The organism is Hydrogenovibrio sp. 3SP14C1, assembly GCF_029625905.1.
GTDB lineage: Bacteria > Pseudomonadota > Gammaproteobacteria > Thiomicrospirales > Thiomicrospiraceae > Hydrogenovibrio.
Window position 1 is genome coordinate 1 of the sequence record NZ_JARTLM010000082.1, and the last position, 279, is coordinate 279.

Below are 279 nucleotides of genomic sequence, written 5' to 3' on the forward strand. Positions count from 1 at the left end.
TTATAACCATTTCTTCCAACTGCAATGGTTATAAGCTTTTTCTGGCCGATGGGTAGTGGTCAACCAATGCTCTATCGCGGCTTTATCCCCACGAGCTTGCCAATACAACAACAAAGATAATGAGGCGTTGGCCGTCCAGTCGACATGATAATGTGACTGCTTGATCAAGTGATGGACTTGCTCGATATAACGTCCGGCTTTATCCAGCTCTCCACGGCCAACCGCGATACGAGCCAACATCGAATAACTGTGTAAATGTTGACTCGGTGAATGTTGACC

1 protein-coding gene is annotated in these 279 nt (G+C 46.6%); it reads right to left on the minus strand.

Going from position 1 to position 279, the window contains the following annotated elements:
- Nucleotides 1-279: hypothetical protein (locus P8629_RS11725; RefSeq protein ID WP_278166306.1), on the minus strand; the 279-nt coding region annotated here is incomplete at its 5' end.